Genomic DNA, 20,307 nt, shown 5'->3' on the forward strand with positions numbered 1-20,307 from the left:
GAAGACCCAGACATGACATCGAAGAACAACATCCAGCGCCGCGGCCTGCTGCTCGGCGCGGGCGGCGCGCTGCTGGCCGGTTGCGGTGGCGGCGGAAGCAGCGGCGGCTTCCCCTTCGTGCCGGCACCCGCGCCGGCCCCTGCTCCCGCACCGGCGCCCGCGCCGGTGGCCGAACCCGAGGTCACGGCCCCCATGCTGACCGGCCGCGCCGTGCTGCCGGCCGACAGCTACGTGGCCGGCCCGACCTCGGGCCAGTTCATCTCGGGCGGCGACTACACGCGCGCCAAGGACACCTATGGCTACACCCTGCCCTTCCAGGGCAAGCAGCCGATGCAGGGCTTCTCGGCGATGGTGCCCAGCGGCATGCCGGGCGTCTTCTACGCGATGCAGGACAACGGCTTCGGCGGCCGCGCCGCCTCGCCCGATGCCCTGCTGCACATCTACGCGGTGAAGTTCGACTGGGCCAAGGGCCAGGTGATCCCGGCCAACTTCCAGACCGGCGAGACGCTTTCGTCCTTCAGTGCGCAGAGCTATATCCGCCTGAGCGATCCCTACCGCAACCTCGGCTATCCGGCCGTGGCCGACATGGTCAACTACCCGGGCAGCTCGGTGTCGCCGGCCGGCCAGACGCTGGCCGTTGACCCGGCGATCGTCTCGGGCCGCCTGCTGACCGGCTACGACATCGACCCCGAGTCGCTGCAGATCGATGCGCAGGGCAACTTCTGGATCGGCGACGAGTTCGGTCCCTTCCTGCTGAAGTTCGACCGCCAGGGCCGCCTCGTCGCGCGCGAGGTGCAGATGCCCAACCTCGCGAAGATCGGCGGCAATCCACTGGTGCAGACGCCGAACAACCCGTACATCCAGTCGAACACCTCGGTGGCCAACCTCGGCGGTTCGGGCGGCCTGGAAAGCATGGCGATCAACGCCAGCCGCACCAAGCTCTATGCGATGTACGAGAAGGAGATGAACGGCGACAACGCGCAGCGCCGCATCATCAGCGTGTTCGACCTGGCCTCGCAGAACTTCGAGCCGCGCGTCTACGCCTACAAGGTCAGCACCGGCCAGCGCATCAACGGCGACGGCAACCTCGAGACCGAGGTCTACAGCGTCAACGACATGGTCGCGATCAACGACACCGAGTTCCTCGTGGTCGAGAAGGACAGCGGCGCGGGCGACGTGCGCAGCGGCAAGTTCCCGGCCTCGGGCACCTGGCGCAACGCGGCGCGCTTCAAGCGCGTCTACAGGATCGACCTCGCGCAGGTCGACAGCAGCGGCTACCTCAAGAAGGAAGAGATCGTCGACCTGATGGCGCTGAAGGACCCGAAGGGCCTGGGCGGCGATGCCACCATCGACGGCATCTTCGCCTTCCCGATGGAGTGCGTGGAGGTGGTCACGATCGCCGACGCGCAGACGCTGATGCTGGTGAACGACAACAACTACCCCGGCGGCTCGCCCTCGCGCCTGCCGAACAAGGTGGACGGCAACGAGTTCATCCGCATCCGGCTGCCGAAGCCGCTGGCGCTGCCTTCCGCGAAGGCTTGAGCGCGCGCGGCGCGGGGATCGCGATGCGCCGCAGCGCCACGGCCGACACCACGGCCAGCGCCGCGATCCCCGTGGCCGCCACGGCGGACGACACGCCGAGCCCGGCCACGAAGGCGTGCCGGGCCTCGTCGAGCAGGCCCGCGGGCAGGCTTTGCGCAAGCGAGGTCGCGCTCCAGAGGCCCTCTTCCACCGCGCGGGCCGCCTGTTCGGGCAGCCCGCGCGGCAGATGCTCGGCGATGCCCGCGCGGTAAACCACGGTCGTCAGGCTGCCGAAGATCGCCACGCCGAGCGCGACCCCGAGTTCCTGCACCGTTTCCGACAGCGCCGAGGCCGAGCCCGCATGGGCGGCCGGCGCCGCGCCGATCACGAGGTCGGTGCCCAACGCGGCCAGCGTTCCCAGTCCCAGGTAGATCAGCGCATAGCCGGCCACCGCCCAGCCCAGGCCCTGCGTCGCGGGCAGCACGGGCAGCACGGGCAGCACGGGCAGCAGCGCGAGCAGGCCGTGGCCCAGCGCCGACAGCGCGAGCGACGCGGCCATCACGAAACCCGGGCGCACGCGCCGCGCGACCAGCGGCGCGCCGATGCCGGCCACCAGCATCGCGAGCGCGGGCGGCGCCATCCACAGGCCGGCCGTCACCGGCGGCAGGCCGATCACGAGCTGCAGGTACTGCGTCACCAGCAGCAGCGCACCGCCCACGCCGGTCAGCCCGACCAGCAGCACGCCGAGCGCGACGCTGAAGCTGCGGTCGGCGAACAGCCCGATGTCGAGCAGCGGATTCGCGAGCGCGCGCTGGCGCCGCACGAACGCGATCGCGCAGGCGATGCCGAGCACCAGCGCCAGCGTGGTGGCAATGCCCCAGCCGCTCTTCGCGCTCTGCTTGACCACGTAGACCAGCGGCAGGATCGCCGCCAGCGACAGCGCGACGCTCGCGAGGTCGAGGCGCGCGCGTTCCGGCGCACGGTATTCGGGCAGCAGCAGCGGCGCGCCTATCCACAGCAGCAGCACCACCGGGATCGCCACCAGGAAGGCCGAGCCCCACCAGAAGTGCGCGAGCAGCAGGCCGCCGACCAGCGGCCCCGCGGCCATGCCGAAGGCGAACATGGTGGCCCAGACGCCGATCGCCAGCGCGCGCTGGCGTGCATCGAGGAACATGTTGCGGATCAGCGCCAGCGTGGAGGGCATCAGCGCCGCGCCCGCGATGCCGAGCAGGGCCCGCGCGGCGATCAGCAGGTTGGCGCTGGGCGCGAAGGCGGCCAGCACCGAGGTCACGGCGAAGGCCGCGGCGCCGATCAGCAGCAGGCGGCGGCGCCCGATCGCATCGCCCAGCGCGCCCATCGTGACCAGGAAGCCCGCGATCATGAAGCCGTAGGCGTCCATGATCCACAGCGCCTGCGTGGCGCTGGGCTGCAGGTCCTCGGCCAGCTTCGGCAGCGCGAGGTAGAGCAGCGTCACGTCGAGCCCCAGCAGCATCGTGGGCAGCGCGAGCATGGCGAGGCCGGCCCATTGGGCGAAGCCCGCGCGTGCCGGCGGCGTTGTCGCAACGCTGTTGCCGTTGTGCTGTTTGAGAGCTAAAGCCATGCGAACCACTCCTGAATGATGAAGGAGCGATCATTCTGGGAACGGATCGGCAACAGGACAATATTTCCTCTCATGCTATTACTGGCAGCAATACGAAGGGCGGCGTGCCATGGCGTCTAGATCGCTCGACCGCACGCGCACCGAACTCTCGGCCTTCCTGCGCGCCCATCGCGAGCGGCTCGCGCCCGCGGACGTGGGCCTGCCCAGCGGCGGGCGGCGCCGCACGCCGGGTCTGCGCCGCGAAGAGGTGGCCGCGCTCGCGGGCGTGGGCATCACCTGGTACACGTGGTTCGAGCAGGGCCGCGAGATCGGTGTCTCGGAAGCCTTCCTGCTGCGCATCGGCAAGATCCTGCGGCTCGACGATGCCGAGTGCTGCCACCTGTTCCTGCTCGCGCAGCAGCGGCCGCCCTCGGCCGAGGCCTATCACTGGCCGAGCATCCCGCCGCTGGTGCAGCGCATGATGGACGAGCTGGTCGCGCGCCCGGCCTACGTCACCAACCTGCGCTGGGACGTGGTCGCGTGGAATGCCGCCGCCGACCGGTTGTTCGGCTTCTCGGGCCGCGAGCCCGCGCAGCGCAACTTCCTGCGCCTGGCCTTCGCCGATCCCGAGCTGCGTCGGCGCTTGCCGGACTGGAAGGAGGATGCGCCGCGCCTGCTGGCCGCGTTTCGCCGCGAGCTCGCGGTCGCGCCCGACGATCCCGCGATGCTGGAGCTGGTCGATCAGCTGCGGCGGCTGTCGCCCGACTTCCGGCGCTGGTGGGACACGCCGCGCGATCCGCAGCCCTCGCGCGGCATCTCGGCCCTGCTGGACGAGGGCCGGCGCGTGGCCTTCGAGCACGAGGCGCTGACGGTGGACGAGTACCGCCACCTGCGCATGGTGGTGTACTTCGAGGACGGCGCCGGGCCGCTCAGCGAGACGTCGTCGCCGGCCGCGCGGGAATCCACGCCACCAACGGCGCCAGCCAGCGCGGTCGCCAGCTCAGCGTGAAGGTCACGGCGAGCGCGGCCCCCGCGAGCGCCATGAACCAGACCAGCGAGGCCATCGAGACATGGTCGACGCGCAGGCACAGCCCCAGCGACACGAGCAGGCAGGCCGCGCCCAGCACGCGCAGCACGCGCGCCATGCGCACCGGGTAGGCTGTGCCGGGGCGCGCCTGCTCCCAGTGCACGTCCATCGACAGCGCGAACAGGCCCGCGCCCACGAGGTTGGCGGTCAGCGCGGCCGCGAGCATCAGGGCCTCAGACACGGGCCACCGCCGATCCGTTCGACGCCGACACGGTGGAGACGGCGGCCGCGGCCGTCTCAGCGGCTCGGCGCCGCAGCATGCGCGCCGCGATCACGGCCAGCGAGACCGCCGCGAGCACCGACAGGTCGACGCCCGCCACGGGCCAGTAGCCGCTGCCGATGGTGCGCAGCAGATGGTCGCCGGTGGTGATCCAGTTCAGCAGCACGGCGGCCACGCCCAGCAGCGCCACGGCCCAGCACTGTTCGGCCCAGGCCGGTGCGAGACGGCCCTGCGCCGTGGGCGCGGTGCGCCACAGGCCATGGAGCAGCGAGAGCAGCCAGGCGCCTGCGAAGACGCCGATCTCCCAGTTGCCGCGCAGCGGCAGCTCGGCCGGCAGCAGGCGGTTGGCGATCAGCATGGAGAAGGTCGCGACCAGCAGGCCCGGCACCGTCGCGACCGCGAAGGCATCGACCCAGCGCGCGCCCTGCAGGCCCTGCTTCGCATGCTGGCGCTTGCGCTTCTCGACGAAGAAGATGAAGCCGGTGGCGATGCAGGCGCAGCCGGCCAGCCCGCCCAGCACGTAGAGCCAGCGCAGCAGCCAGTGCCTGAAGTGCTGCAGGTGCAGGCCGGTGAGGAAGTCCTTGATGCCCGCGACCACCGTGGGCGCCGGGTCTTCGCGGATCACCTCGCCGGTGGCGCCGTTGAAGTGGATGCCCTCGCCCGTGAGCGTGACCCGGTCGGTGCCCGCGCGGTAGACGCTGACGTAGGCATTGGCATCGTTCACGTGCTGCACGTTGAGCATGCCCACTTCGCCCGCCATGCCGCGGCTGGCCCAGCGGCGCTGGGCCTCGGCCACCATCGCGTCGACCGAAGCCAGCGTGCCCGGCGTGCCCGCGCGGTCGTGCGGCAGGCCGGTCTCCTGGGCCTCGAGCTTCTCGTGCAACTCATGCAGCGGCTCGAGCTGGGTGTGGCTCACGGGGAAATAGACGCCCGCGAACACCACCAGCCCCGACAGCGCGAAGATGAAATGGAAGGGCAGCGCGACCACGCCCGTGAGGTTGTGCAGGTCGAGCGCGCTGCGCTGCACGTGCTTGGCCGGACGGAAGGTGAACAGCTCGCGGAAGATCTTGCGGTGCATCACCACGCCGCTCACCAGCGCGATCAGCATCACCAGCGCCGCGAAGCCGACGATCCAGGTGCCGAGGTTCAGCCAGTTGAGGTGCAGGCTGTAGTGCAGCGGGTAGAAGAAGTCGCTGCCGATCTTCAGGCGGTCTTCCGATAACGTCTTGCCGGTGCGCGGGTCGATGGTGGCGTTGCCCCAGACCCCGTCTTCAGGGTCCTTGGCGTTGGGCAGGATGAAGCCCGAATAGATGCTCAGCACCGGGTCGCGGTGCGTGGTGTAGGCCAGCCACTGCTTGGGCTCGAAGCTCGTCGCCATCGGGCCGTTCACGCGCGAGCGCGCTTCCTCGACGTTGGCAGGGGTGGGCTTCGCCTCCTTGAACAGCGGCAGCAGCACCTGGTCGAACGAGGGCATGCGCTGCGGCTCGAAGCGCGTCTCGGGGATCGCCCAGCGGTCGATCTCGCGGTCGAACACCGACAGCGAGCCGAAGAAGAACACGACCATCAGCACGAAGCCGAGCACCAGCCCGAACCAGGTGTGAAGCCAGGCCATCGAGAGGCGGAAGTTCTGGAACACGGAAGTCTCTCCTCGCGGGAATGGTTCGATTCGGGTCAGAGCAGCGCGCGCTGCACGAGCGATGCCGCCGCCGTCATCGACAGGCCGCCGCCGGCCAGCACCAGCCACACGCGCTTGATGCTGGCGGCCGAGAACGCCCAGAGGAACGCGACCAGGAACACCAGGAAGGCCAGCATGCTGGCGAGCGACTCGGCGTCGTGGAACGGCATGCCCGCGGCGAACAGCAACCCGATGCCGAGCGCGACGAAACCCCAGGAGAACGCATAGCCGCCGAGCACGGCGGCGCCGATGCGGGAGACGATCTGCAGGGCGGGGACAGCGTTCTGGGCCATGGTTTCTTCGACGGGGTGGACGACGGCGGCAGGCGTGACGCCTTGCCGATGCCAGCCTCGTTTCAGTGGGCCCGCATGCGCGGCCGTCCGAGGCAATTGATAGTCGTTCTCATTCTATCAAGCGCGTTCGGGCGGCCCCGATCTCGTCACGATCCGAAGGACATTCGACTCGAAGCGGCAGTCAGGGGGTCTGCTGCGCCGCGTGCTTGACGCGCAGGATCTCGACGATGCGCGCTTCGTGCAGCACGCGATAGAACACGATGTAGTTGCGATGCACGACCAGCTCGCGCACGTGGCTCGGCAGACCGGGTCTTCCGCTGCGGCCGAGTTCAGGGTGCTGCGCAAGGGGCAGGGTCTTGTCGCGCAACTCCTGGCCGAAGCTGCGCGCCCGCGCAGGGTTGTCCTTGCCGATGTAGCGAACGATGGCACGCAGATCGTCGACCGCCTTCGGCCGCCACTCGATGCGGCAGGGCGTCATACGCGTTTCTTCGCGGCGGGCTTTCGTCCGGCCGTCGGGGCCGCGATGTCGGCCTCCATGAGGGCCAGCACTTCATCGTGCGAAAGATTCGGCCGGGGGTCGTCGACCGCCTCCTGGATTTCCGCAGCCAGCCACTCGTTGTAGGCAGCGGCTTCGTGCGCCTTGCGCAGGGCCTGCGCACGGTTGTCGGTGGAACGCTCCACGGGCTCCCGCTCGGCCGGATTCCACTCGCTGGCATCGAACTGCCCGACGGTGATGCCCAGGTCGCGCAGCACGCTCAGTGCAGTGGCCGGATTTCCGAAACGACGCGGCTCGGTGCTGCGGGCCTTCGCCAAAACGGCGCCGGCACCGTTGCGCGTCGCGATCTGAACGAGAAACGTGCCCCCCTGCCCTTTGAGCGTCACGCTCGAAACACCGCCGGCTTCGGAGGCCGTGCGGAGTTGCTCCAGGGTCATGCTCTGCATGGCGCCTCCTTGCAGTCAAACAACGTCCATTGTGCAAGACTTGTTGAAATCGTGCAACTCACGGCGCCGAGTCAGGGCTCCGTCACATCTTCAATTGCGTCAGTGCCCAGGCCACCATCGCCAGCTGTGCGACGTTCACCAGCATCCCCGCGATGTGCAGCTTGCGGAACGCGACGATCGAGGCGTCGACGCCCGGGATCGTGCCGCGCAGCTCATCCATGCGCGGGATGATGATCCAGCCCCGCAAGGCGAAGGCGAGCCCTCCGATGACCGCGGCACCGAGCGCGAAGACGAGCTTGCCCGACCAGACATAGCTGAGCGCCGCGGCGCTCGCCGTCAGGATCACCGCCACGTAATAGACGTTGAACAGGCCCCGGATGAAGCGTCCGTCCAGCGGCGTGTCGTGCTTGAGCACGAGCAAAGGCAGCGAGCCCATCATGAAGAAGCCCATCCAGACCAGCAGGACGACGGTGGCAGCGAGCGCAACGACGATGGGAAGCATGGCGATCCTCCGCGCGGTCTCGCGGCGGGTGCCGGGGCCGAGGCGCCGAATGTATCCGTTCGCTTCGCCGTTGCGTAGAGGTTCACCCCCTGCTCAAGCCGTCATCCCCCCATCCACGTTGTAAACCCCACCCGTCACGAAGCTCGCCTGCGGCCCCAGCAGCCAGAACACCAGGTTCGCCACCTCCTGCGCGCTCGCCGCGCGCTTGAGCGGCTGGTTTAGGAAGTGCTGCTTCAGCGCGGCCTCGGCCTGCGCCTCGGTGCGGCCGTCGACGAGGAAGGTGCTGCGCAACAGCGGCGTGTCGATCGGTCCCGGGCAGATGGCGTTGATGCGGATGCCGAGCGGCGCGAACTCGAGCGCCGCCTGCTGCGTCATGCGGATCACCGCGGCCTTGGAAGCGCCGTAGACGCCGAGCCCGGCCTCGGCGCGGCTGCTGCGCTGGCCCGACACCGAGGCAGTGTTGACCATGGTGCCGCCGCCCTGGTCGCGCATCGCGCGCGCCACGGCCTGCATGCCGAGCAGCACGCCGCGCACGTTGACCGCGAAGATGCGCTCGAAGTCCTGCATGCGGAACTCGAGCAGCGAGGATTGCGGGCCGACGATGGCGGCGTTGTTGTGGAACAGGTCGATGCGGCCGAACTTGCTCAGTGCGGCATCGACATAGCGCCGCACGTCGGCCTCCTGCGCGACATCGGCCGCGACACCGATCGCATCGCGCGCATCGAGCCCCTCGAGCGCGCGGTCCAGCGCGGCCTCGTCGCGGTCCACGATGGCGACGCGCGCGCCGGCCTCGAGCAGCTGCCGCGCGAGCGCCAACCCCACGCCGCTGGCACCGCCGGTGACGACCGCCACCCGGCCTTCGAACACGGGCGCGCTCATCGCAGCGTGACCTCCAGCGCGCTCGGCGCGCGAAACACGAAGGTATGCAGATGCGTTGCGCGGTCGGGCTCGACCAGCCGCATGCGCGGGAAGCGCTTGGCGAACTCCTCGAACACGATCTTCATCTCGAGCCGCGCGAGCGGCGCGCCCAGGCAGAAGTGCACGCCGTTGCCGAAGGTGAGCTGCTTGCGCGCATTGGCGCGGCGGATGTCGAAGCGCTGCGGGTTCTCGAACACCTCCTCGTCGCGGTTGGCCGAGGCGAAGGACAGCACGATGGGCGCGCCCTTGGGGATCGTCACGCCGCGAAACTCCACGTCCTCGAGCGCGATGCGGCGCCAGCCGATCACGGCGCCGGCATAGCGCATGCCCTCCTCCACCGTGTTCGCCGCGAGCGAGGGATCGGCGCACAGCGCTTCCCACTGCTCGCGGTTCTCGAGCAGGCTGCGGAAGGTGTTGGTGAGCTGGTTGGTGGTGGTCTCGTGGCCGGCGAAGGCAACGCCGAAGGTGTGGGTGATGATCTCGGGAATGGTCATCACGGCGTCGTCGCCATTGCGGATCTCGAGCATGCGGCTGGTGAAGTCGTCCTGCGGATGCTTCTCGCGCTCGCGGACCATCTCGGTGCAGTACTGCCAGAACGCCACCATGTTGCGCGCGCCCTCGAGCTGCTCGGCATGGGTGGCGGGGCTGAAGTCGATCACGCTGCGCGCGCCGGCCCAATGCTTGACGTTCGGAATGTCCGAGTCGGGAATGCCCAGCACCTTGAACACCACCTGCGCCGGCAGCTCGTAGTTGACCTCGCGCAGCAGGTCGACGGCATCCCTGCCCTCGACGCGGTCGATGGCCTCGTTCACGAGCCGGCGGATATGGCCGTCGAGCTTGACGAACTCGCGCAGGTTCAGCACCTGGCCGGTCACGCCGCGGATGCGCTTGTGCACCGCGCCGTCGAGGCTCGAATGGCTGCCGGTCTGCGCATAGCCGCCCTCCTTGAGGATCGCCTGCGCATCCGGATGCATCGGCGTCACGGGCCGCGTGGTGTTCTGCGACGAGAAGCGCGCGCCGTCGTGCAGCACGCTGTAGACGTCGGCGTGTTTGGTGAGCACCCAGTAGCCGATCTCCTCGCACCAGAACACGGGCTCGTCGCGCCGCTGGGTCTCGAAGGCCGCATGCAGCTCGGGGCTGAAATAGGGCTTGAAGTCGGCGGACGACGAAGTCCCCGCATGAAAGGGGCAACCGGCAATGGCATTCATCGGGAAGTCTCCTGGCGTGGGTGTTTGTTCTTGGAAGCGGAAGCGGTCAGCGCATCAACATGCCGCCGTTGACGTCGATCGTGGCGCCCGTCACGAAGCCGGCACCGGGCGACACGAGGTAGGACACCGCGGCCGCGATCTCCTCGGGCGTGCCGATGCGGCCCAGCGGCACCGCCGCGGTGCCGAGGTACTTCTGGCCTCGCTGCGCCTCGGGCACGGTCTGGTGCAGCATCGGCGTGTCGATCGGTCCCGGCGCCACGGTGTTCACGGTGATGCCCAGCGCGGCGGCCTCGCGCGCCACCACCTTCGACAGCGCGAGCACCGCGCCCTTCGAGGCGCTGTAGGCCGCGCCGCTCTGCATGCCGCCCATCTGCCCCGCGAGCGAGGCGACGGTGACGATGCGGCCATGCTCGACGGCCTGGCCGCCGCAGCGGCGCAGCATCTCGCGCACGCAGAGGAAGGTGCCGAGCGCATTCACGCGCAGCACGGTGTCCCACTCATGCAGCGTGATGTCGACCGTGGGCAAGCGCCCCGGCGCGGGCTGCGCGCTGAGGATGCCCGCGAAGCAGGCCAGCACGGCCACGCTGCCGAGCTTCTCCTGCACCGTGTCGAAGGCGGCGCGCACGCTGTCCTCGTCGGCCACGTTGCAGCCCAGGCCGATATGGCCCTTGCCCGGCAAGGCGGCGGCGGCACGCTCGGCGGCCCCCGCATGCAGGTCGGCCACGGCGACGGTCAGGCCGTCCTCGGCCAACCGCCGGGCGCTGGCCAGCCCCAGCCCGCCAGCGGCGCCGGTGATGAGTGCGATGCGCATGAAAAGACTCCTGGAATTCAGCGGTCCAGATGGGCCTCGGCCCAGCACTGCACCAGCGGTTCGCTGATGTAGGCGCTCGTGGTCTGGCCCCCGTCGACGGCCAGCACCTGGCCCGTGACGTAGCCCGCGTCGTCGCTGCACAGGAAGGCGGCCGCGCCGGCCACTTCCTCGGGCAGGCCGGGCCGGCCCATCGGCGTGGTGCCGACGATGGTGGCCTGGAAGCGCGCGGTGTTCAGCCGCCCCGCGGTCTGCGGCGTGGCGATGATGCCCGGTGCGATCGCGTTGACGCGGATGCCCTGGTCGGCATAGTCGGCCGCGAGATTGCGCGTGAGGCCGATCACGCCGGCCTTGGCCATCGAGTACACGGCCTGCCGACGGTAGCCCACCAGCCCCAGCGTGGACGCGATGTTGAGCACCACGCCGCGCGCCGCGATCAGCGCCGGAAAGGCCGCGCGCGTGACCATGAAGGTGGCCTTCTGGTTGATGTCGGCGAACTTGCGGTAGTCGTCGTCGGTGGTCTCGTGGAACGGCGGGCAGTTGCCCAGTCCCGCGTTGTTGACCAGCACGCGCAGCTCGCCGAAGCGCTCCATGCATTCGTCGACGATGGCCTGCGGCGCGCCGTCGGCCGTGACGTCGGCGGCGAAGACCTGCAGGTGCTCGTCGCGCGGCAGTTGCGCGAGCCCCTGGGCGTTGATGTCGACCGCGAGCACGCGCGCGCCCTCGGCATGCAGCCGCAGCGCGATGGCGCGGCCGATGCCCGAGGCCGCGGCGGTCACGATGGCGGCCCTGGCCTCGAAGCGTTTCATGCGACTTCCCACACGTCGTACACGGGCCCGTCGCTCTCGCGCGTGCCGGTGCCGACCGCGATGCGGTCGTTGAGCCATTCGAGGCCCGGTGCCGCGGTCTCGAACTGCACCGCGACGCGGAAGTAGTCCTCGCCGCGCGCGATCGGCTCGCGATTCACGATCTTGCGCATGACCTCGGGCGCGGCCCCGTTGCGGCGTCCGCTGTAGGTCATGTAGACAAGCCCGCCGCCCTCGGCCTCGAGCACCAGCCGCACGTCGAGGTGCAGGCCGCCATCGGGCCGCTCGAGCACCACGTCGGCGCCGCCGGGCAGCACCCGGCCGCGCAGCCGCTCGCCTTCGAAGCGGCCGCCGCTCACGCACATCACGCGTCGCGTGTAGCCGTGCGGCACGGCGCCCACGAGCTGGGCCGGTGCCGTGACCTCGGCCTTGATCGTGAAGAGCGGTCGCAGTTCGATCGGTGTCATGCCGGCGCGCCGCTCACTCGCCGGCCTTCTCGCCGTGGCCGCCGCCATAGCGCTTGCGCACGTCCTGGATCAGCTCCAGCAGCGCCTTGGGCACGTCGCGGCCCTCGGCCTTGGCCTGGCGCTTGCAGTCCTCCCACAGCTTGAGGTCGGCATAGCCCTTGTCGGTGTGGCGGTTCCATTCCTTGTCCAGCGGCGTGGTGATCTCCAGGCGCACGCCGGCCGGGTCGTGGAAGTAGATCGACAGGATCAGGCCCTTGTGGTCGGTCGGCCCGATCACTTCCACGCCCTGCGAGGTCAGCCACTCGTACCACTTCGTCACCTCGGCGCGGTCCTTCGCCTGCAGCGCGATGTGGTTGAAGATGTCGTAGGCCGGATGGCTGGACTTCGAGGGCGCGGGCACGCCCGGCGCCTCGAAGAAGGCCAGCGTGGAGCCGTCGCCCATGCGGAAGAAGATGTGGAAGTAGGGAATCGCGTCGCCGGTCGAGGGCACGCTGTCGTCGAGCACCGTGCTCGCGAGCTCCATGCCCATGATGCGGGTGTAGAAGTCGGTGGTCGCCGCCGCGTCGGGCGTGACCCAGGCCGCATGGTTCAGCATCATCGGCGTGAGGCCGGGGTTCGGGGTCAGCGGTGCCTTGGGCTTGGTGCTGAGATCGGGTGCAGTGGCTTGCATGAAGCGTTTCTCCGTGTTGATGTCGGCTCTTGGAACTCGTTCTTACAGTTGAGGGTCGGCCATGCGAACGGCGATGCCGTCGAGCGCCTCGCTCATGACGATCTGGCACGACAGCCGGCTGCCCGCTTCGCGCGGTGCGGCCGTGTAGTCGAGCATCTGGTTCTCGGTGTCGACCGCGGGCGGCAGCCTGTCGATGAAGGCCTCGTCGACGATCACGTGGCAGGTGGCACAGCTCATGACGCCGCCGCAGTCGCCGACGATGCCTTGCAGGTCGTGGCTGGTGGCGGCCAGCATCAGGCTCTGGCCTTCGGCGACCTCGAGCTCGGTGCGCTCGCCGTTGGAATGGATGTAGATGGCACGGGGCATGGAAGGACTTTCTCTCAGGCGGTCGTTCGCGTCAGTCCCCTCGACGGGGACGTTGGGCCGCGCCGCCGCGCAGGCGCCGCAGCACGCTGCGCACCAGCCCCACGAAGCCCTGCGGCATCAGGAACATGCACAGGATCAGGAAGCCCGCGAAGATCGCCGAGGGCGCCGACTTCGATATCTGGTCGGCGACGTTCGGTATGAACTGGATGAAGGCCGCGCCCACCAGCGCGCCCGAGATGGTGCCGAGCCCGCCCACCACCACGCCCACGAGGAAGAACACCGACACGAACATGCCGAAGCTGTCGGGCGCCACGAAGGCGGTGGCGATGGCGCCGAGCGAGCCGGCCACGCCGGTGTAGAGCGCACTGATGCCGAAGGTCATGGCCTTCACGTGCGGCACGTTGACGCCCATCGCGGCCGCGGCAGTCGGCTGCTCGCGGATCGCGATGGTGGCGCGGCCCAGCCGGCCGCGCAGCATGTTCCAGGCGCAGACGAACATCAGCGCCGCGATCGCCAGCACCACCAGGTAGAGCCACTGGTCGGCCGACAGCTGCAGGCCGAAGGGCGCCTCGGGCTTCATCAGCACGATGCCCTGCACGCCACCGGTCCATGGCTCGAGCGCCTTGTGCTTGAGCAGCTGCGGCGTGGCCAGCGCGAGCGCGAAGGTCGCGAGCGCGAGGTAGTGGCCCTTGAGCCGCAGTGCCGGCCAGCCGAACAGGAAGCCGAAGCCGAAGCACACCGCGGCCGACACCGGCAGGGTGGCCCACCAGGCGAAGCCGCCGTGCTCCATCAGCACCGCGGTGACGTAGGCACCGAGCGCGTACAGCGCGCCATGGCCCAGCGAGAGCTGGCCGTTGTAGCCCACCAGCATGTTGAGGCCGAGCACGCCGATGGCGGTGATCAGCGTCATGGTGACGAGGAAGAGGCGGTAGTCCGACAGCGCGAAGGGCAGCGCGAGCGACGCGATAGCGAGCAGCGCGAAGGCGGCGATGCGCCAGGGCGAACGCGCGGGCGCGGCATCGGCGGCCAGCGCCGGTGCCTGCTCGGGAATGAAGGGCAAGGCCGACATCTTCAGACCCTCGCCACCAGCTTGCGGCCGAACAGGCCCGAGGGCCGCACCAGCAGCACGGCCACGATGAGCACCAGGGCCAGCGTGAGCTTGAGCTCGGTGCCCACGAGGTAGGTGCCCGCGAGGTTCTCGACCACGCCCACGATCAGGCCCCCGGCCACCGCGCCCCAGGGGTTGTCGATGCCGCCGAGCAGCGCCGCCGCGAAGGCGTAGATCAGCACGCCGCCCATCATGTTGGGCTCGAGGAAGACCACGGGCGCCACCATCAACCCGGCCACCGCGCCGATCAGCGCCGACAGGCCCCAGCCCAGCGAGAGCATCAGCGACACCGGGATGCCCGCGAGCCGCGAGGACACCGGGTTCTCGGCCGAGGCGCGCATCGCGAGCCCGACCTTGGTGAAGCGCAGGAAGACATAGAGCAGCGCCATCACCAGCAGCACCACCGCGACCGTGCCGAGCTCGTGGCCCGAGATCAACGTGCTGCCGCCGGGCAGCTTGTCGGGGAACGGACTCGGGAAGGGTTCGAGCTGGTGGCCGAAGATCCAGCCGGCCAGCGAGTTGATGCCGACGAACAGGCCGATGAAGACCACGATCACCGACAGCTCGGGCACGTCGCCCAGCGGCCGCAGCACCAGCCGCTCGATGGCGAAGCCGGCCACGAAGCCGAAGGCCAGCGTGGCGAGCGCGGCGGCCCAGTACGGCAGGCCCCACTTCAGCAGCAGGAAGGCGATGAAGGTGGAGAACATCGCCATCTCGCCCTGCGCGAAATTGATGTGGTGGGTGGACTGGTAGATCATCACCAGCGCCAGGCCGAGGCAGGCGTAGATGCCGCCCATGGCGATGCCGGAGGCGATCTGTTGCAGCAGGCTGTACATGGGGAGGGTCCTTGTCAGAAGCCGAGGTAGGAGCGGCGGATCTGCGCGTCGTCGCGCAGCTGCTTCGCGGTGCCCGAGATGACGGTGCGGCCGGTCTCGAGCAACCAGGCGTGGTCGGCGATCTCGAGCGCGCGCGCCACGTTCTGCTCGACCAGCAGGATGCCCACGCCCTCCTCGCGATTGACCACGCGCATGATCTCGAAGATCTCGCGGATCACCAGCGGCGCGAGGCCGAACGAGGGCTCGTCCATCAGCAGCAGGCGCGGGCGCTGCATCAGCGCGCGGCTGATCGCCAGCATCTGCTGCTCGCCGCCCGAGAGCGTGCCGGCCTGCTGCCCGCGCCGCTCGCGCAGCCGCGGGAAGTAGCCGAACATGCGTTCCATGTCCTGCTCGACCTCGGCCTTGCCGCGGCGCAGGTAGGCACCCACGCGCAGGTTCTCCTCCACCGTCATGTTGACCAGCGTGCCGCGCCCGTCGGGCACGTGCGCGATGCCCAGCGCGGCGGTCTTCTCGGTGCTGTGGCCGTCGATGCGCTGGCCCGCGAGGCGGATCTCGCCGGTGCGCCGCACCAGGCCGCTCAGCGCGCGCAGCGTGGTGGTCTTGCCCGCGCCGTTGGCGCCGAGGATGGTGGTGATGCCGCCCTCGGCGACTTCGAAGTCGATGCCCTCGAGCACGCGCGTGGGGCCGTAGAAGGCCTCGAGGTTCTTCACCTCCAGCAGCGCGGCCATCAGGCGGTCTCCGTGCCGAGGTAGGCGCGCACCACTTCCGGGTCGGCCTGCACCTGCGCGGGCGGGCCATCGGCGATCTTGCGGCCGAAGTTCATCGCCACCACCTGGTCGGACACGCGCATCACCAGGTTCAGATGATGCTCGACCAGCAGCACGGTCACGTGGAAGCGCTCGCGCACGTCGAGGATCAGCTGGCGCAGCCCGTCGACCTCCTCGTGGTTGAGGCCGGCCGCGGGTTCGTCGAGCAGCAGCAGCTTGGGATCGGCCACCAGCGCGCGCGCCATCTCCACGCGCTTGCGGGTGCCGAACGAGAGGTTCTTCACCGGCGTCTCGGCCAGCGCCGAGAGGTCGAGCAGGGCCAGCAGCTGCTCGGTGCGCTCGCGCACCTCGGCCTCCTCGCGCCGCACCGAGGGCAGGCGAAAGGCATTGGCGAGGTAGCCGGTGCCGGTGCGGCAATGGCGGCCCACCATCACGTTCTCGCGCACCGTCATCGCGGGGAACAGCGCCACGTTCTGGAAGGTGCGGCCAATGCCCGCCGCCGCGATCGCATGCTGCGGCTGCGCGAGCAGGTCGACGCCGTCGAACACGATCGATCCCGAAGCCGGCGTGTAGATGCGGCTCAGGCAGTTGAACAGCGTGGTCTTGCCGGCCCCGTTGGGACCGATCAGCCCGCAAATCTGGCCGCGGCGCACCTCGAAGGAGATGCCGTCGAGCGCCACGATGCCGCCGAAGCGCACGCCGAGGCCGCTGACGCGCAGCAGCACGTCGGCGGCGGCGTTGGTGGAGGCGGAGGGGGTTGTCATGGCGGGCAGTATTCGCCGCGCATCGCGGGCCCGTCAGTCCCCTGCCCGTGGTACAGGCCGCGCTGTCCCTTGCCACGGGGACAGACGCCGCGCGACGCGGCTGCCACATTCGCCGCACTCCCCTCTTCCCACTCCTCATTCACTCATTCATTCCCTCGTGGAGGCACAGCCATGGACTACGGACTGCAGGACCGCGTGATCCTCGTCACCGGCGGCGGCAGCGGCATCGGCCGCGCGATCGGCATCGAGGCCGCGCGCGGCGGCGCGCGCATCGCCGTCGTCGACGCGGTGGCAGAGCGCGCGACGAGCGTGGCCGCCGAGCTGCGCGAACTCGGCGCGCAGGCCGTCGCGCAGACGCTCGACGTGCGCGATGCCGCCGCCTGCGAAGCCGCGGTGGCACGCATCGAGGAACAGCTCGGCGCCATCGACGGCATGGTCGCCTGCGCGGGCATCTCGCCGCCCGCGCCCGCCCACGCGATGCCCGACGAACTCTGGACCCGCTGCCTCGACGTCAACCTCACGGGCATGTTCCGCTCGCTGCAGCCCGTGGGCCGGCGCATGCTCGAGCGCCGGCGCGGCGCGATCGTCACCGTGGCCTCGATCGACGGCCTCGGCGGCCATGCGGGCCGCGCGCACTACAGCGCCTCGAAGCACGGCGTGATCGGCCTCACGCGCGCGCTCGCGATCGAGTGGGGCCGCTTCGGCGTGCGCGTCAATGCGCTCGCGCCGGGCGTGGTCGACACGCCGCTCGTGCAGGCCAACATCCCGCCCGATCACCTGCAGTACGCGATGGTCGACCGCAACCCGCTGGGCCGCCTGTGCCGGGCCGAGGAGCAGGCCGGCCCCGCCCTCTTTCTGCTGTCGGATGCCGCGAGCTACGTCACCGGCTCGGTGATGACCGTCGACGGCGGCAGTGCCGCGGGCTTCTTCACGCGCTGGAACGGCGCCGACCTCGGCTCGCGCGCGCTGCTCGAGGCGGGCGCCTACGGCGCGCCCGAATGAAACGAACTCTTTGCACCACTCCCTGAAGGACGACAACCCATGAAGAACCTCTTCGACCTGCGCGGCGAGCGCATCCTGATCACCGGCGCCGGCGGCGCCATCGGCGGCGCGACCGCGCGCGTGTGCGCCGCGCTCGGTGCCGAGCTGTTCATCGCCGACCTGAAGGCGCCGACCGAGCTGGCCGACGAGCTGAAGGCGCGCGCCGCCGCGCTCGACAACACGAAGCGCGACGACGTCAACGCACTGCTGCAGGACATCGGCGAGATCGACGCGCTGATCGACACCAGCGGCTACTACGTCAAGGGCGACTGGCTCGATGGCGGCGACGAATGGGAACAGCTGTTCGAGCGCACCATGGCCGTGAACGTCAAGGGCCCGGTCAACCTGCTGCGCGCCGCGCTGCCCGCGATGATGAAGCGCGGCAGCGGCCGCATCGTGCTGACCAGCTCGATGGCCGCGCGCAACGCGGGCTCGACGCTGGCGGTGGAGCCGGCCTACGCGGCCTCGAAGGGCGGGCTGTCGGCGCTGGTGCGCTACTTCGCGCGCCAGGCCGCGGCCTCGGGCGTGGTGGTCAACGGCGTGGCGCCGGGGCCGATCTTCACGCCGCTGCTGGTGTCGGCGAACCAGCCCTTCACCGTCGACCAGTACCCGATGAAGCGCCTGGGCCAGCCCGAGGAGATCGGCTGGCCCGCCGCCTTCCTGGCCTCGCGCGGCGCCAGCTTCACCACCGGCGCGGTGCTCGACGTCAACGGCGGCATGTGCTTCTCCTGAGCCGCGCATGACGACGCCGACCGCGCTCGACGTCCTGTGGGAGCCGGTGCGCATCGGCCCCGTGCAGGCGCTCAACCGCATCTACCTGCCCGCGCACCAGGTCAGCCTGCCGCCGCCGGCCTATGGCGCCTACCTGGCCGAACGCGCGCGCGGCGGCGTCGGCCTGATCGTCACGCACGGCTTCCATGTGCATCCGGCCAGCGCGCGCGCCGGCGTGTCGCCGTGGGAGCCCGGCTGGGCCGATGCGGTGCGGGCCTTCGTCACGCCGAGCAAGCGGCTCGGCGTGCCGGTGATCGTGCAGGTCACGCACATGGGCGCCAGCGGCACGCGCCGCACCGACGACATCGCGCACTGGGGCGCCGTGCTCGCGCCGTCGCAGCTGGCCTCGCCGGTGCACCGTGCCATGCCGCAGCCGATGGAGGAGGACGACATCCGCGCGGTGATCGAAGGCTTCGCCGCGACCTGCGCCAACGTGCAGGCCGGTGGCGGCGACGGCGTGGAGATCCATGGCTCGCACGGCTACCTGCTGAGCAACTTCCTCTCGCCGTACTGGAACCGGCGCCACGACCGCTGGGGCGGCGACACCGAGCGCCGCGCGCGGCTCGCGCTCGAGATCGGCCGCGCGGTGCGCGCGCGCTGCGGCAGCGATTTCGCGATCGGCATCAAGCTGAGCCTCGACGAGTACCTCGGCGAGGCCGGCACCACGCCCGAGGAAACGCTGCGCGTGGTCGCGCTGCTCGAGGCCGAGCGCCTGTTCGACTACGTGTGCCTCTCGCACACCGACTACCACCAGAACCACCGGCTGGTGCCGCCGCAGTCGAGCGGCGAGACCGCGCCGCTGGCCGCCAACGCCGCGCGCGTGCGCGAGGCGCTGCGCGGGCGCATCCCGCTGCTGATCCAGGGTTCGGTGCGCGACATCGCGACCGCCGCACGGATCGTCGAGCACGGACAGTCCGACATGGTCGGCCTGGTGCGCGCCCAGATCGCCGACCCCGAGATCGTACGCAAGGCGAAAGAAGGCCGCGCCGACCAGACCCGGCGCTGCGTGGGCGCCAACCAGGGCTGCTGGCGACGGCTCGGACAGAACGTCAGTTGCACCGTGAACCCCGAGGCGGGCCGCGAGCTGCAGTTCGGCGCGGCGCTGCCGCGTCCCGCCGCCACGCCGCGCACGCTGCTCGTGATCGGTGGCGGTCCGGGCGGCCTCAAGTTCGCCGACAGCGCGGCCACGCGCGGCCACCGCGTCACCCTGTGGGAACGCACGGACCGGCTCGGCGGCCAGATCCGGCGCGCCGGCCTGCTGCCCGACTACGGCTCATGGAACTTCCTGGTCGACGACCTCGAAGCCTCGCTGCGCCGGCGCGGCGTGGAGATCGTGCTGCGCCGCGAGGCCACGGCCGACGCGGTGGCCGCCTTCGGCGCCGACGAGGTCGTCGCGGCCACCGGCGCGCGCTGGCAGCGCGGCGGCCGCTCGATGTTCCGCACCGACCGCGACGCGATCCCGGGCGCGGACCTGCCGCATGTGACGGACGCGCTCTCCGCGCTCGACGACCTGCCCGCCTGCGGGCGCCGCGTGCTGATCGTCGACGACAACGGCGACTACCTGCCGCTGGGCCTGGCCCGGCTGCTGAGCGCCGCCGGCCGAGAGGTCACGGTTGTCGGCGCCGACGCGATGCTCGGCCGCAAGCTCGAGCCCACGCTCGACTGGCCCTGGCTGATGCCGCGCGTGGCCGCGGCCGGCGTGGCGCTGCGTGCCTCGACCACCGTCGAGCGCATCGAGCCGGGCCGCGTCGTGCTGCGCAGCACGCTGGGCGGCGCGAGCGAGACGCTGGCGGCCGACACGGTCGTGCTGTCGATGCTGCGCGAGAGCGACGATGGGCTGTACCAGCAGCTGAAGGCACGCGGCCTGGCGGTGCGCCGCATCGGCGACTGCGTGGCGCCGCGGGAGGTGGACGATGCGGTGCTCGAGGGATTCAGGGAGGCGCAGGCGATCGGTTGAG

23 protein-coding genes are annotated in these 20,307 nt (G+C 70.4%); 5 read left to right on the plus strand and 18 right to left on the minus strand.

Annotated features, from left to right (window positions below; translation table 11 throughout):
* The first annotated feature begins 12 nt into the window (after positions 1–12).
* Positions 13–1,542, plus strand: coding sequence for an esterase-like activity of phytase family protein (locus KV106_RS02925; RefSeq protein WP_261206009.1), 1,530 nt, complete (start codon positions 13–15; stop codon positions 1,540–1,542).
* Here the strand turns inward: KV106_RS02925 and KV106_RS02930 are convergent.
* Positions 1,490–3,121: an MFS transporter gene (locus tag KV106_RS02930; protein WP_261206010.1), complete on the minus strand. Its 1,632-nt coding sequence runs from the start codon at positions 3,119–3,121 to the stop codon at positions 1,490–1,492. The two genes, KV106_RS02925 and KV106_RS02930, sit on opposite strands and share 53 nt — an antisense overlap.
* A 109-nt stretch (positions 3,122–3,230) precedes the next feature.
* Here KV106_RS02930 and KV106_RS02935 point away from each other — a divergent pair, with 109 nt between their 5' ends.
* Positions 3,231–4,109, plus strand: coding sequence for a helix-turn-helix transcriptional regulator (locus tag KV106_RS02935; RefSeq protein WP_261206011.1), 879 nt, complete (start codon positions 3,231–3,233; stop codon positions 4,107–4,109).
* Here the strand turns inward: KV106_RS02935 and KV106_RS02940 are convergent.
* The 17 genes from KV106_RS02940 to KV106_RS03020 all read right to left on the minus strand — a co-directional run bounded on the left by KV106_RS02940 (position 4,030) and on the right by KV106_RS03020 (position 16,537).
* Positions 4,030–4,368, minus strand: coding sequence for a DUF3325 domain-containing protein (locus tag KV106_RS02940; protein WP_261206012.1), 339 nt, complete (start codon positions 4,366–4,368; stop codon positions 4,030–4,032). The two genes, KV106_RS02935 and KV106_RS02940, sit on opposite strands and share 80 nt — an antisense overlap.
* A complete protein-coding gene (locus KV106_RS02945) occupies positions 4,361–6,043 on the minus strand; it encodes a PepSY-associated TM helix domain-containing protein (RefSeq protein WP_261206013.1) in 1,683 nt (560 codons plus the stop codon). The genes KV106_RS02940 and KV106_RS02945 overlap by 8 nt, the downstream gene beginning before the upstream one ends.
* Positions 6,044–6,078: 35 nt before the next feature.
* Complete coding sequence (locus KV106_RS02950; RefSeq protein WP_261206014.1) at positions 6,079–6,375, minus strand: iron uptake protein; 297 nt, start codon at positions 6,373–6,375, stop codon at positions 6,079–6,081.
* 181 nt (positions 6,376–6,556) lie between these two features.
* Complete coding sequence (locus KV106_RS02955) at positions 6,557–6,853, minus strand: type II toxin-antitoxin system RelE/ParE family toxin (RefSeq protein ID WP_261206015.1); 297 nt, start codon at positions 6,851–6,853, stop codon at positions 6,557–6,559.
* Positions 6,850–7,317, minus strand: coding sequence for an antitoxin PaaA2 family protein (locus tag KV106_RS02960; protein WP_261206016.1), 468 nt, complete (start codon positions 7,315–7,317; stop codon positions 6,850–6,852). The genes KV106_RS02955 and KV106_RS02960 overlap by 4 nt, the downstream gene beginning before the upstream one ends.
* 82 nt (positions 7,318–7,399) lie before the next feature.
* Complete coding sequence (locus KV106_RS02965) at positions 7,400–7,819, minus strand: hypothetical protein (protein ID WP_261206018.1); 420 nt, start codon at positions 7,817–7,819, stop codon at positions 7,400–7,402.
* 93 nt (positions 7,820–7,912) lie between these two features.
* Positions 7,913–8,698 (minus strand): SDR family NAD(P)-dependent oxidoreductase, encoded by a 786-nt coding sequence (locus KV106_RS02970; RefSeq protein WP_261206020.1) that lies wholly within the window; start codon positions 8,696–8,698, stop codon positions 7,913–7,915.
* Positions 8,695–9,945 carry a cytochrome P450 gene (locus KV106_RS02975; RefSeq protein ID WP_261206021.1) on the minus strand — a complete coding sequence of 417 codons (1,251 nt, stop codon included), beginning with the start codon at positions 9,943–9,945 and terminating at the stop codon, positions 8,695–8,697. Before KV106_RS02975 ends, KV106_RS02970 begins: the two co-directional genes overlap by 4 nt.
* Before the next feature lie 46 nt (positions 9,946–9,991).
* Complete coding sequence (locus tag KV106_RS02980) at positions 9,992–10,756, minus strand: SDR family NAD(P)-dependent oxidoreductase (protein WP_261206022.1); 765 nt, start codon at positions 10,754–10,756, stop codon at positions 9,992–9,994.
* A gap of 17 nt (positions 10,757–10,773) precedes the next feature.
* Positions 10,774–11,562 (minus strand): SDR family NAD(P)-dependent oxidoreductase, encoded by a 789-nt coding sequence (locus KV106_RS02985; protein ID WP_261206023.1) that lies wholly within the window; start codon positions 11,560–11,562, stop codon positions 10,774–10,776.
* On the minus strand, positions 11,559–12,026 hold the full coding sequence (locus KV106_RS02990) for a DUF3237 domain-containing protein (RefSeq protein WP_261206024.1): 468 nt from the start codon (positions 12,024–12,026) through the stop codon (positions 11,559–11,561). The genes KV106_RS02985 and KV106_RS02990 overlap by 4 nt, the downstream gene beginning before the upstream one ends.
* 13 nt (positions 12,027–12,039) lie before the next feature.
* The gene (locus tag KV106_RS02995; RefSeq protein WP_261206025.1) at positions 12,040–12,696 is read right to left on the minus strand and encodes a VOC family protein; all 657 of its coding nucleotides are present in this window, start codon (positions 12,694–12,696) and stop codon (positions 12,040–12,042) included.
* Positions 12,697–12,738: 42 nt separating this feature from the next.
* Positions 12,739–13,062: a 2Fe-2S iron-sulfur cluster-binding protein gene (locus KV106_RS03000; RefSeq protein ID WP_261206026.1), complete on the minus strand. Its 324-nt coding sequence runs from the start codon at positions 13,060–13,062 to the stop codon at positions 12,739–12,741.
* Positions 13,063–13,093: 31 nt separating this feature from the next.
* Complete coding sequence (locus KV106_RS03005) at positions 13,094–14,131, minus strand: branched-chain amino acid ABC transporter permease (protein ID WP_057597315.1); 1,038 nt, start codon at positions 14,129–14,131, stop codon at positions 13,094–13,096.
* A 2-nt stretch (positions 14,132–14,133) separates the two neighbouring features.
* Positions 14,134–15,006 carry a branched-chain amino acid ABC transporter permease gene (locus tag KV106_RS03010; protein ID WP_261206027.1) on the minus strand — a complete coding sequence of 291 codons (873 nt, stop codon included), beginning with the start codon at positions 15,004–15,006 and terminating at the stop codon, positions 14,134–14,136.
* Between the two features lie 14 nt (positions 15,007–15,020).
* Positions 15,021–15,734, minus strand: coding sequence for an ABC transporter ATP-binding protein (locus tag KV106_RS03015; protein ID WP_057597313.1), 714 nt, complete (start codon positions 15,732–15,734; stop codon positions 15,021–15,023).
* Positions 15,734–16,537: an ABC transporter ATP-binding protein gene (locus KV106_RS03020; RefSeq protein ID WP_261206028.1), complete on the minus strand. Its 804-nt coding sequence runs from the start codon at positions 16,535–16,537 to the stop codon at positions 15,734–15,736. Before KV106_RS03020 ends, KV106_RS03015 begins: the two co-directional genes overlap by 1 nt.
* Positions 16,538–16,708: 171 nt before the next feature.
* Here KV106_RS03020 and KV106_RS03025 point away from each other — a divergent pair, with 171 nt between their 5' ends.
* From KV106_RS03025 to KV106_RS03035, 3 genes are read left to right on the plus strand one after another with little or no spacing between them, the layout of a single operon-like run.
* Positions 16,709–17,539 (plus strand): SDR family NAD(P)-dependent oxidoreductase, encoded by an 831-nt coding sequence (locus tag KV106_RS03025; protein ID WP_261206029.1) that lies wholly within the window; start codon positions 16,709–16,711, stop codon positions 17,537–17,539.
* Between the two features lie 39 nt (positions 17,540–17,578).
* Complete coding sequence (locus KV106_RS03030) at positions 17,579–18,310, plus strand: SDR family NAD(P)-dependent oxidoreductase (protein WP_208510672.1); 732 nt, start codon at positions 17,579–17,581, stop codon at positions 18,308–18,310.
* Between the two features lie 7 nt (positions 18,311–18,317).
* On the plus strand, positions 18,318–20,306 hold the full coding sequence (locus KV106_RS03035) for an oxidoreductase (RefSeq protein ID WP_261206031.1): 1,989 nt from the start codon (positions 18,318–18,320) through the stop codon (positions 20,304–20,306).
* Position 20,307 lies beyond the last annotated feature (1 nt).

The sequence above is a fragment of the Variovorax endophyticus genome, from assembly GCF_025376855.1.
In the GTDB taxonomy this organism is placed as follows: Bacteria; Pseudomonadota; Gammaproteobacteria; order Burkholderiales; family Burkholderiaceae_C; genus Variovorax.